The sequence below is a fragment of the Ammoniphilus sp. YIM 78166 genome (assembly GCF_004522215.1).
Classification (GTDB): domain Bacteria; phylum Bacillota; class Bacilli; order Aneurinibacillales; family RAOX-1; genus YIM-78166.
This window is the reverse complement of sequence record NZ_SDLR01000005.1, coordinates 292060-304639: the sequence shown is the minus strand read 5'-3', so window position 1 is coordinate 304639 and position 12580 is coordinate 292060. Positions and strand designations below refer to the sequence as shown.

The window sequence follows — 12580 nt, the reverse complement described above, 5'->3', positions numbered from 1 at the left end:
ATTGTCAAAAACATTCTATTAATTTAGATAAAGGGGGACATTTATGAAGAAACTTAGCGGTCTTTTGGCGTCCATGCTAATCACGGCTTCCTTCCTTACCGCTTGCGGTACGGGCAGTGGGACATCGGGAACACCACAAAATGAAAGCGCTGGCAAGCAAGAGCAAGCCGGAAGTGGTGCATCTGAACCTATTAAGCTCAATTATTGGGTTCCATTCAGCGGCGGCGATGGCGATTTTATGAAGGAAATGGTCAACAAATTCAATCAAGAGAACCCCGACACGAATGTGCAAATCTTGAATTTAAAGAACGAGGAATATTATACAAAATTATCCACGGCCATGGTATCCGGACAGGCACCTGACGTGGCCATTGCCCATACCTCCAAGCTAGCCGAGCTCGTACCAACCGGAAACTTGGAAGTGATGGATACGATTGCCACGGATTTGGACTGGAGCTCATTTAATCCGAACATCCTCCAGGCAACTGTGTTTGATGGCAAGCATATGGCGATTCCGCTCGATACGCATGCTGAAATTATGTTCTATAACAAAAAAATATTAGGGGACGCGGGACTGCTGGATGCCGATGGGAAACCCAAAATGGAGCCTGGTGCTGAAGGGTTCGTGAACTTCTTAAGAGAAATCAAGGCCAAGGCGCCAGCGGACGTGATGCCATTGGCGACCACCTCCAAAGGAAATCAGCCTTATTGGTTATGGTGGACCTTATATAGCCAGATGGGGGGGCAATTGCTGACAGAAGACGGTAAAAAAGCGGACTTTAACAATGAAAAGAGCAAGCAAGCTCTTCAATTTTTAGCTGACCTGGTCAATGAAGACTTATGGCCGAAGAACATTAAGAACGGTGGAGAGATTTTTGCCGCAGGAAAAGGCGCCATCTCTCTCAATGGAGTATGGTCCACCGGAACCTTTGAGAAAAACAAGGACACCTTGGACTTTGCTGCTATTTCCTTCCCACAACTGTATGATCAACCGGCAGCCTGGGGGGATTCTCACACGCTCGTGATCCCTGTACAAAAGAATAAGGATGAGAAAAAAGCGGCAGCAGCGGCGAAATTCGCAAACTGGCTGGCAGACCATGGCGCGATGTGGGCGAAAGCGGGCCATGTGCCAAGCAAAATCACGGTTGCCGAATCCCAAGAGTTTAAGTCTCTCCCGTATCGTTCCGATTATGCCGAAGTGGCCAATGTGGTAGCCTTTTTGCCAAACTCTGATAAGGTAGGGCCCATCAAGGAAATCTTAGTGCCGAACTTCGATAAGCTTATGACCGGGCAGGCAACCGTCGATCAAGTATTAGCAGATGCTGAAAAGCAGGTCAATGAACTACTAGCTAAATAAAATCTGATGAAGGGGCTACTCCATCTGCTAGCCCCTTCTTTTACTAAAAGTAGGGGGTGAGTCTTGTGAATGTCCAACCCGAAGCTTCAAAACAAGAAGTAATGCCAGTTGAGAAAAGGCGAGGAATTCTAAGTGTTTCACTTCGGAATCATATCGCTGCTTGGTTATTCTTGATTCCATATCTCGTGCTGTATGTATGGTTTATGCTGTATCCGATTGTAAAAGGTTTCTATATCAGTCTTCACCAGTGGACGATTGGGAGGGAGCCGGTATTTATTGGCTTGCAGAATTACTCCTATATGTTTAAGGATAAGTACTTTTGGGGGGCTTTGTGGAATACGCTGTATTTTGTTATTCTTTCCACCCCCACGCTTGTCATCGTAGGCCTGCTCCTTGCATTAGTCGTTAATGCGAAAATGAAGGGGACAACGTTTCTTCGCTCTGCATTTTTCTTGCCGCACATCTTATCGATTTCTGTAATCAGTAGCATTTGGGTGTTCATGCTTCAGCCCTATACGGGTTTTGTCAACAGCATGCTGCACAAAATTGGAATTTCTCAGGAAATTTTTTGGCTGGATGATGTTCATTTGGCATGGATTTCGATCCTCATTGCTACGGTTTGGTGGACTGTTGGATTTAATATGGTGCTTTATTTAGCTGGTTTGCAGGAAATTCCCGAAGAATATTACGAAGCTGCGCGAATCGATGGAGCAAACAGTTGGCAATGCTTTTTACATATTACGCTGCCGTCCCTGAAGGGCGTAACGCTATTGATCGTCGTCCTGCAATCAATTGCTTCCTTTAAACTCTTCGGACAGCCCTGGCTGATGACGCAAGGAGGACCAGGCACGGCTACCCGTCCATTGGTTCAGTACATTTACGAGACCGGTTTCCGGAGCAATGAAATGGGCTTATCTGCAGCCATGTCCTACTTCTTGTTTGCTGTTATGATTGTGTTCGCACTTATTCAGTTCAAATTCTTGTCCAAAAAAGACTAAATAGGAAGGAATAGATGCCACATGCAGAAGCAGCGGCTGAGCATCGGAAGACTAGCACTTTATATTATCAGTTATTCCGTTATTATTCTATGGCTCGTACCTATGTTATGGATGGTCTTAACCTCAATCAAGCCGGATGGGTCGCCGGTGACCGTGTTAAGCGCATTGGTCACGCCTCCTTTTTCGCTAGAGAACTTCATTTTTATTACAGAAAGCGCTTCGATTTGGCGATGGACGATCAATAGTGTCTATATCGCTGTCGTCACGACGGTGGCCACCCTCACCGTCACATCACTAGCTGCTTTTGCGCTGTCTAGGATTCCTTTTAAGGGGAAGAAATGGGTGTTTTGGGTCATCATTGCCGGGCTCATGGTTCCAACAGAAGCGACCATTGTTCCGTTATTCTTGATGATGGTAGAAAATGGACTGATCAATTCTTACAGCTCTATTATTTTGCCAAGCATAGCAGCGCCGCTTGGGGTACTGATCCTCAAGCAGTTCTACGATAACATTCCCAAGGAGCTCGTGGAAGCTGCAACGATTGATGGGGCAGGGCTGTTCCGTGTTTACTGGAGCATTTTTCTCCCGCTATCCCGCTCTTCCATGGCGGCTTTAGCCATTTTTACCTTTATCAGTTCATGGAATAACTTCCTGTGGCCTTATCTAGCCATCACTTCGGAGGAAATGATGACGTTGCCGGTGGGCATCCCGTTATTTCAAAGTGCCTATACAGGAGAATTGACTCGGCCAATGGCGGCCAATATGCTGGCCAGCTTACCCGCGCTGATTGTCTTTATCCTGTTCCAAAGACATATTATCAAAGGGATTACCATGACAGGAATCAAGGGGTAACAGAAGGAGAAATGGAGGAGGAAGGATATATGAGGAAGCAGTGGAATTTGAATGGTATGTGGGGTTTTGAAATCGATCCAAAAAATGTAGGGGAAAAAGATCGATGGCATATAAAGGGGTTGCCGGCTGCGAGATCGGTAGACGTCCCGCACATTTGGCAAAGAGAAGGGGGACAATACCTTCATTATAATGGTGCGGCCTGGTACAGCCGAGGCTTCTCTGCTTGCAAGCAAGAGAGCAAGCGACTGATCCTGCACTTTGACGCGGTAGACTACCACACGCGAGTATGGATCAATGGAAACTATGCCGGTGAGCATGAGGGAGGCTTTACTCCTTTTGAGTTCGATATTACGGATCTTCTTTCACCTGAGGGAGAAAATACGCTCGCCGTTCGTGTGTATGACCCACAGGATAACGCGGAAATTCCGATTGGAAAGCAGGGGAGCTGGTATACGCGAGTAAGCGGGATATGGCAATCGGTATTCCTGGAGGAACGTGCGCAGCTTTATGTGCAGGATGTCAGGATCACCCCGGTTGTTGATGAGCAGAAGGCGCACGTCCGAGTGGAGCTCAATACGACACCTTGCGGACAAGAGAAGGTGCACTACGTGGTAAAAGATCACGTGGACCCGAAAGGGGAACTAAATTCAGGAGAGTTTAACTTAGAAGGTTCAGTGGTAGAATTTATTGTGGATATGCCGGAGGCCATTTTGTGGGAGCCTGACCATCCGCACTTATATGAGTTGACCATTGCCATTGAAGGATTAGATCAATCTTCATCAACTTTTGGCATGCGAAAAGTAGAACACCGCGATGGGCTGGTTTGCCTAAACGGAAAGCCAATCTACCTCCGCGGAGCGCTGGATCAGGCGTTTTATCCGGATACGGTTTATGTGGCACCTTCGGATGAATATATCCAAAACGAGATTCGTTTAGCCAAGGAAATGGGCTTTAACCTCTTGCGAAAGCACATTAAAGTAGAGATTCCGCGTTACCTCTATTGGGCTGACCGGATGGGGATGTTGATTTGGGCAGAGCCTCCGAATTACGTGAAATGGACGCCGCAAGGACAGAACCGCTTTAAGAAGGACCTGACGGCCATGATCCGGAGGGATTATAATCATCCATCCATACTGATTTGGTCGATTTATAATGAAGAGTGGGGACTAGAATGGGACCTGGCCAAGGATCCAGCGAAGCAAACGCATGTGGAAGAGCTGTATCAGGAAGTAAAAGAGCTGGATTCTACACGGTTGGTTTGCGATAATTCCGGATGGACGCATGTCAAAACGGATATTAATGATCACCATCGCTACTTTGTCTGCCCGGATCAGTTGGATGCATGGAAAAAAGATTTGGATGAGTTCGTTCTGGGTAATCCGGATCAGAATTTTGTCGGCGGTAGAAAGTCCAATGGTGAGCCGATTATCATTTCTGAATTTGGCATATGGGGGCTTCCGAGTATAGAGAAGCTCAAGCAGCACTATGGAGGAGAGCCCTGGTGGTTCGTTAACCAAGGAGAGGAGTCGCATCAGGAGGATTATAAGAAGCCGACGACGGCGGAAGCGAACTTTTCCAAGTTTGGGTTGGACCGGATCTTCCCAACGTTCGAAGAACTGGCGGTCTCCTCACAAACCCGGATGTTTCGAGCGGTAAAGTCGGTGGTAGAGGAAATGCGCAAACGTCCTGCGATCGCGGGATATGTCGTGACGGAGTTTACCGATATCGAGTGGGAAACGAATGGGTGGCTGGACTACATGCGGAATCCGAAGGAAGGATTCGAGAACCTAAAGGATTTCAACGGTCCCCTAACCGTCATGGTTGATGGGGTAAACCATAATGTATGGTGCGAACAGAATTTCCAAGGTGATATCATCCTTTCAAACCATGACCTCAAAGCTTTCGAGGGGACGATCGAGTGGAGAATAGCAGGAACCGGGCTAAGCGGACAGATTCCGGTTACTGTGCAAGGGGAAGTACATATTCATTTGCAGAAGGCCATATCTTTTAAGGTACCGACAGTCGAGGCTCCAGGATTCTATGAGCTGCATGTAAGTCTTCTCGTGAACGGAGATATATGGGCGAAAAATAGCGAAGAGCTGACCATTTCACCTATGGTAATCAACGGGAAGGAAGGCTTGACCTTAGTACCTTATCAGATGCCTGAATCGTTCGTTCAACAGCTGAGGGCTCAAGGGTGTACCATTGGCGAGTCGTTCGATAAGGAAACGGTCGTTGTCACCAATTGCCTCGATGAAGCGGTTCTCGCGTTTGCTCGTGAAGGCGGACATGTTCTTTTCATGGCTGAGCAGGGCGATCAGCTTACATCAAAGGGACAGTATACCTTCCGTCATCTTCCAGAAGGGGAAAGCTGGCCGAGAGCTTCTTCCTTTAACTACGTGAATCCGAACGAGTTTCCCGGTATTCCACTCCTGCCGGAGATGGGATGGGAAGTGGATGAGCTGATTCCGCATTACGTTGTTCCTTTTCATGATTATAAGATTGCCGGCGGGCGCCGAGCGATTCACTTATTCGGGAACCCCGGACTGGCGGAGTCTTGCGAGATCATCTCCGGGTATTTCCAAGGCTGGATCGGCCAGGTTGGAGGGTCCATTCTTCGCCACCATTACGGCGAGGGTTCAATTACCTTAACGACTTGGAGATTGACGGAGCATTATGGTATTCATCCGATTGCTACGCAGGTAGTGCATCAGCTGATGAAGATCAGCTTGAGGCAGCAGCAGAGCTCGGGTGCGGAAGAAGTGAGGCTGGCTTAATCTTCATCAACATAAAGGGAGGTCCGTCCTCCCTTTTGCATATTGAAAAAGAAACGGAGCTGAAGACATGAAGATTACAAAATTTGAAACCTTTATTGTACCGCCTCGCTGGCTCTTTTTAAAGATTGAGACGGATGAAGGCATCGTGGGCTGGGGAGAGCCTGTGGTGGAAGGAAAAGCCCATACCGTGCAAACGGCCGTGGAAGAAATGATGGATTATTTAGTCGGAGCTGATCCCTTGCGGATCGAAGATCATTGGCAGGTCATGTATCGCGGAGGGTTTTATCGCGGAGGCCCGATCCTCATGAGCGCGATAGCCGGGATCGACCAGGCTTTATGGGATATTAAGGGCAAGTTCTATAATGCCCCCATTTACCAATTGCTCGGAGGGGCTTGCCGGGATTCGATGCGTGTTTATTCCTGGATTGGCGGAGATCGACCAAGCGATGTTGGGCAAGCGGCATTGGAGAAGAAGCAAGCAGGCTTCACGGCCATTAAGATGAACGCCACGGAAGAGCTTCAATATATTGATACGCATGAAAAAATCGACCAGGTGCTAGAACGAGTCGCAGCGATACGCGAGGCCGTCGGGCCTTATTTTGGCATCGGTGTAGATTTTCATGGTCGTGTACATAAGCCGATGGCAAAAATCCTGGCCAAAGAATTAGAGCCCTACCGATTGATGTTCATCGAAGAACCTGTGCTTCCTGAAAATAATGAAGCGCTGCGGGAAATCGCCCGCCATACGAGCACCCCGATCGCGACAGGCGAGCGGATGTTTTCGCGTTGGGATTTCAAAAACCTGTTAGAGGGCGGATGGGTGGACATTATCCAGCCTGACTTGTCTCACGCGGGAGGAATTACGGAATGCAAAAAGATCTTTGCCATGGCGGAAGCCTATGACGTGGCGGTTGCCCCGCATTGTCCGCTGGGGCCGATTGCTTTAGCCTCTTGCCTACAGGTAGATGCCACGTCGTACAACGCCTTTATTCAAGAGCAAAGCTTGGGTATCCATTATAATCAAGGAAATGACCTGCTGGATTATGTACAGGATGCTTCCGTTTTTGCCTATAAGGACGGACATGTTCAAATCCCACAAGGGCCAGGTTTAGGCATTACGATCAATGAAGACTATGTGCGGAAAATGGCGGAACAGGGTCATCGTTGGAGAAATCCAATCTGGCGCCATAAAGATGGCAGTATTGCCGAATGGTAGACAAAAGAGACTGTTAAAGTCTCTTTCTTTTTGGGGATGAAAGATAAAAGAAGGGGAGTTCGATAAGGATGGCGAAATGGGGAGTAATTGCAGATGATCTGACGGGGGCGTCTGATGCTGGAATCACTTTTGCAACGCGTGGGTTCCAGACGTCCGTTTACCTATCGGAAGAGGGTTCAAGCCGCCAATTTACCGCGGAAGTTGCCGTGGCGGATACGGACAGCAGAGCACTTAAGTCCACCGAAGCCTATCAAAAGGTCAGCAGGGTGGCTGAAGAAATGAAGCAGGCAGGGGTGGAGCGGATTTATAAGAAAGTAGATTCCACCTTACGCGGCAATCTTGGTGCAGAAATCGATGCCATCCTTGACCATATGGATTATGAATTTGCATTTGTTGCCCCTGCTTTCCCTGCCCTCGGGAGAACCACGAAACACGGCATGCATTATGTACGCCAGAAGCCTCTTCATGAAACCGAGTTTGCCCGGGATCCGAAAAACCCGATGAAAAGCTCTAGCTTGACGACGATCCTAGCGAGTCAGACTCGCAGAAAAATGGGATTGCTCGATCAGTCCATCTTGGATGGCAGTGAGGAAGCTATCACACACTTTCTATTAAAGATGAAAGAAGATCAAATTGCCATCCTTGTGTGTGATGCAGAGACGGATTCCGATTTGCTAGACTTGGTTCGTAAAGTGGAACCCTTAGGGTTCCGGACATTATGGGTCGGATCCGCTGGCTTGACCATCCCCCTCGCTGAGAGTTGGAATACAGGCAGAGAAGCAAAGAAACAACCGATTTCCTTTCAGCCCGTGGATGGACCGGTTATGCTCGTTTCCGGGAGCCTATCACCGGTTACCAAACAACAACTTGAGGTGTATACGTCACGGCCATCCGTTCGATCTGTAGAAATTCAGCCAATAGCACTAATGCGGGAAGAATCCCGCCAGAGCGAACTAGCGCGCTGCCGCGAGGAGCTTGAAGCCGCTCTAAAAAGCGGAAGGGATGTGAGTTTGTCGGTAGCTCCTTGCCAACTTAACCCGGTGGAGGACTCGACCGTCCTGTTCGCGGAGACTATTTCTTCGGCATTAGGAACCGTTACGGCAGAAGTGGTTGAGAAGGTTTCAGTACAGGGATTGATTCTTACGGGCGGGGATACGGCCAAGGCGGTGTGCAAGAGCTTGGGGATCACGGAATTGCAGTTAATCCAAGAACTGGAAACAGGGATTCCGTTGAGCAGGGCTCCTGAAAAGGATCGATTATTTGTGGTGACGAAAGCGGGTGGCTTTGGCCAGGAAAGCTCTCTTTGGAATGCGAGGAACTTGTTGAAAGGGGAAATGACAGATGTATAGGCCGATGATTGGAATTACCATGGGGGACGCCGCGGGGGTTGGGCCTGAGATTATCATAAAAGCCTTAGAAGACCCATCCCTCTATCAAGCATGCAGACCTTTTGTGATTGGAGATCGCAGCATACTGGAGCGGGCCAAAAAGCTAGTGAGGAGTGAATTCGCTATCCTAGCGATTGAATCCCCCGAAGATGGCCGGTTCTCACACGGCGTGATTGATTGTTTGGATTTAGCTCTTGTTTCCGCTGATTTACCCTATGGGAGGGTATCGGCTGAAGCGGGACATGCAGCCTTCTCCTATGTGAAAAAAGCCGTGGAACTGGCTGACGCGGGCCGCATCGATGCAATTTGTACGGCTCCCCTGAATAAAGAAGCCTTGCATAAAGCCGGCCATCTTTACCCTGGACATACAGAAATCCTGGCGCAGCTTACAGGGACAACAGACTATGCGATGCTTCTATCGTCTCCTCAATTGAAAGTGATCCATGTAACCACCCATATCGGCCTTATTGATGCGGTCAAACAAATTACGGAACAGCGGGTGTACACCGTCGTCGCACTAGCGGATCAGGCCTTAAAGCGGTCAGGCTGTGAAAAGCCCCGCATTGCCGTCTGCGGGATCAACCCTCATGCCGGGGAGAATGGCTTATTCGGGTACGGGGAAGAAGAGGAAAAAATTGTACCGGCGGTAATTCGGGCCCAAGAAGAAGGCATTTGCGTGGTTGGCCCGCTTCCGGCTGATACCCTCTTCTATCGGGCGGTAAAAGGCGACTTTGATATGGTCGTCGCGATGTATCACGATCAGGGACATGGCCCGATTAAGGTGCTAGGCTTGGAGACAGGCGTAAATATCACCGTGGGGCTCCACGTGATCCGCACCAGCGTGGACCATGGAACAGCCTTCGACATTGCAGGAACAGGGAAAGCCGATGAATCAAGCCTGAAGGAAGCGATTCGCCAAGCGATCCTGCTTAGTCCTAAGGCGAGTAGGCTGACATAGGCGGTTACATCATCTGAGGATTGATTCATAAACATTCGAGAATCCGCCTGGTTCAGGGCACGAATCTCGGTCCTCAGGCGGTTTATATGAAAATCCCCGGCATTAAAGTTGGTGCTTGATCACTACTCGAGAAAGAGTAAAGCGAGTTAATTTGTATCCATTACGGGTTCGGGAGCAACTCGCCGAGTATCGTGACCAAACCTCCGAGATTAGCTGGAATGGTTACAGGTACGTGAACAAACGATACCAACTCGTGAGCAAACGCCACTTTTCCGTGAGCAAATCAAAAATTTTGTGAGCATCCGCCCACGAGTGAGAGTGTTCGGGGCCCAAAAAGGGTATAGACGAAAAATAAAAGCGGAATTACTTAAAAAATCAGCTTGGAATGAAAGGCTCTAAACCGAAGTTTAGATGGACTTCTAAAAAGTAGACCCAAATCACTTCATTTCTCGAAAAAACATGGATCCAAACCGTGGACAAAGGGGATTTTCATTGAGACGGTGGCCAGGATCAGAGCTAGATAAATGCCTTCCCAAATCAAAAAATGCAGCCGAAAATTTCATAATTATGGCATTAGAGCAATGAGGAAAGGGAGATAGCCACTGTGGGCTGTCTCCCGTGCTTTTTCCTATTCTTTTGTTTTTAGCCAATTGGAGAAATGCAAGAGAGTATCCGGATCGGTGAGTATACCGTCATGGTTGCATCCAGGAACGAGGTGTAGCTGAGTATTTGGATAACTACTAAGCACATTCGCATAACGATCCGCATAAAAAACCTCGTCCTCTTCACCCACCAATACTAAAGTTGGTTTTGTTAGCTTGGCAAGGGCGCGTTTGTAACTTAATGGAGAGCGGGAAAACAGTAGCCGATAGCTGAGCGACGTGACGATCCCGTCATGCAACTCCTCGGGGTGTTTGGTTACCTCCAAGGCAGGGAGCCCGTGCCAGCGCTTAATGCCAAATGCATGCAGGAAACTCAGGAGGATTACCCGTCCTAGATGGAGCTTTCTGTGTTCGTCTGCCGGTCGTTCTGTCGGGTTCCCTGCACCGAGGTGCGGGGCGAGAAGCAGGTACGAGTCAATGCTGTCGGCATATCGGCTGCTGGCAAACCGTATGGCTGTCCCCCCACCAGCCGAGTGGCCGGCCATCACCATGCGCGTCACGTGGGGAAGCTCAGTCTTAATGTGCTGAACAAGATCCGCAAGATCGTCCTCAAGCTGGCCGATATAATGGATGTCTCCCAGTCGTACAGCTTTAGCCCCATAGCCTCGAAGGTCTGGCGTAAAAACATGAGCAAGTCCGCTTGTAGACACCTGCTTGGAAAAAGTATATAGGTATTTGCTGTCTTCTGATATTCCATGAAGTAGAATGATGGCCGTCGGCGTTGGAACGGAATTTTCATAAAAGCGATAGTAAAGCTTGCTTCCATCGCGAGTAATATAAGACTGCAGATCAGGAACGGGGTGTTGGGACGGATTTACATACACCAAACAGGTTTCCTCCTATACGATGATGTATTAGTCTTCAATATCTATACTTTGAAATCCTGCTTCGATTGTTCGACAACGGGGTGGGATCAAACTTTATCCTTTTCCTTCCTTCTTCAACAGTTTATAATGTTAGAAAGTTGGCATTTTTATGTCATCATGAGGAGGCATCACCGATGGGCTCAATGCCAGTAAAGACGGATCAAGGGATTGGGAATCCAAGCATAAAAAGCTTGAGGAGAGAAGAGTGGACCGTACGCGGACTCACGTTTTCCTACTACGCTACCAATGCGATCCTGGTCGTGTTTTTACCTTTGTATTTTTCAAATCAAGGTTATCATGCAACGCAAATTGGTTTATTAATGATGTTTGGACCGTTCGTTGCGATGTTCTCGCAACCGGTATGGGGATATCTCAGCGATCGTTATCAGTCGATTAAAAAAATTATTATATTCCTCTGGAGTATGACGATCCTTTCTAGTGCAGGATTATTTTTATCCCATGGATTTGCCTTGGCTTTATTCTTTGTTGTTATGCTTTACTTTTTCTTTCTTCCGTCTAATCCTCTATTGGATAGCCTTGTCATCAAAACGACGATGAAAACCGGCGCTAGTTATGGCTCAGTGCGTCTCTGGGGTTCTATAGGATTTGGCGGGGTAGCGATTCTAGCCGGAATGGTCGTTTCCGTTTTCGGTATTGAAGTGATTCCAAAGCTGTACTACGGAATATGGGTACTTCCGATGCTGCTTTTGCTGTTTATGAAAAATGAATCTGGTTCGGGTCGCGGCATCTCTCTGACTGGATTACGGGCGATTGGAAGGAATACTGCCTTCCTTTGGTTTCTATGTTTAGTTTTTGTCCTGACCGTTCCTCACCGCATGAATGATTCGATGTTCGCTCTCTATTTAAAAGCTGCCGGAGGAGGGGATGCTCTAGTAGGCTGGGCGTGGGCGATCGCAGCCATAGGAGAGGTAATAGCCTTTGCTTTGGTAAGTCGCGTGATCCCTCACTATAACGAGTTGGGATTGCTCGCCTTTGTCGGCTTCCTCTATACCGTTCGCTGGACTTTGATGGGCTGGGTTTCTGATCCATTGCTTCTTCTTCTGCTGCAAGGAATGCACATGGTTACCTTCGCTATCTTTTGGATTACCGCCATCCAGTATGTTGTAAAGCTCATACCTGAAGAATTGCGTTCGACAGGACAGTCTTTGTTTTCCGCTGTTTTTATGGGCTTAGCCGGCATCACCGGTGGAGGGGTTGGGGGATGGATTATGCAGGAATGGGGCGGTGAAACAATGTATTTTGTTGGAGCATCCATGACTTTTCTCGCTACTGTACTCTTAATCGTTACCATGATCTCCTATAGAAAGACGGCAGTGGGGGACAGATAGGATTGGAATAATTTGGGCCTACTTTTTAGTGGGCTCCTTTCTTAGGTATGACGTGCATTCGGACCCGGCCTCTCTTTTTCTAGGTAATGCTAATAAGGGGGAGTTTTTAAGAATGGCAAAGCATTGAGCATAGATGTTATAATATTGGTAATTGATC

The 12580-nt window shown here is 48.2% G+C and carries 9 protein-coding genes; 8 read left to right on the top strand and 1 reads right to left on the bottom strand.

The window, feature by feature from the left end; all coding sequences use genetic code 11:
* Nucleotides 1-43 precede the first annotated feature (43 nt).
* The 7 genes from EIZ58_RS22655 to pdxA all read left to right on the top strand — a co-directional run bounded on the left by EIZ58_RS22655 (nt 44) and on the right by pdxA (nt 9546).
* Entirely contained in the window at nt 44-1357 is a 1314-nt protein-coding gene (locus EIZ58_RS22655; RefSeq protein ID WP_134703189.1) for an extracellular solute-binding protein, read from the top strand.
* Between the two features lie 65 nt (nt 1358-1422).
* Nucleotides 1423-2355, top strand: a complete 933-nt coding sequence (locus EIZ58_RS22650) for a carbohydrate ABC transporter permease (protein ID WP_240689325.1) — start codon at nt 1423-1425, stop codon at nt 2353-2355.
* A 21-nt stretch (nt 2356-2376) separates the two neighbouring features.
* Nucleotides 2377-3207, top strand: a complete 831-nt coding sequence (locus tag EIZ58_RS22645; RefSeq protein WP_134703188.1) for a carbohydrate ABC transporter permease — start codon at nt 2377-2379, stop codon at nt 3205-3207.
* A gap of 29 nt (nt 3208-3236) precedes the next feature.
* Nucleotides 3237-5984, top strand: coding sequence for a glycoside hydrolase family 2 protein (locus tag EIZ58_RS22640; RefSeq protein ID WP_167577891.1), 2748 nt, complete (start codon nt 3237-3239; stop codon nt 5982-5984).
* 67 nt (nt 5985-6051) lie between these two features.
* Nucleotides 6052-7200, top strand: coding sequence for a galactonate dehydratase (dgoD, locus tag EIZ58_RS22635; RefSeq protein WP_134703186.1), 1149 nt, complete (start codon nt 6052-6054; stop codon nt 7198-7200).
* A gap of 68 nt (nt 7201-7268) precedes the next feature.
* Nucleotides 7269-8549, top strand: coding sequence for a four-carbon acid sugar kinase family protein (locus EIZ58_RS22630; RefSeq protein ID WP_134703185.1), 1281 nt, complete (start codon nt 7269-7271; stop codon nt 8547-8549).
* Nucleotides 8542-9546, top strand: coding sequence for a 4-hydroxythreonine-4-phosphate dehydrogenase PdxA (gene pdxA / locus EIZ58_RS22625; protein ID WP_134703184.1), 1005 nt, complete (start codon nt 8542-8544; stop codon nt 9544-9546). Before EIZ58_RS22630 ends, pdxA begins: the two co-directional genes overlap by 8 nt.
* A 628-nt stretch (nt 9547-10174) precedes the next feature.
* On the opposite strand, the gene EIZ58_RS22620 is transcribed toward pdxA, so the two are convergent.
* A complete protein-coding gene (locus EIZ58_RS22620) occupies nt 10175-11032 on the bottom strand; it encodes an alpha/beta hydrolase (protein WP_240689390.1) in 858 nt (285 codons plus the stop codon).
* A gap of 176 nt (nt 11033-11208) precedes the next feature.
* On the opposite strand from EIZ58_RS22620, the gene EIZ58_RS22615 reads away from it, so the two are divergent.
* Nucleotides 11209-12423: an MFS transporter gene (locus EIZ58_RS22615; RefSeq protein ID WP_240689323.1), complete on the top strand. Its 1215-nt coding sequence runs from the start codon at nt 11209-11211 to the stop codon at nt 12421-12423.
* The last annotated feature ends 157 nt before the right edge of the window (nt 12424-12580 follow it).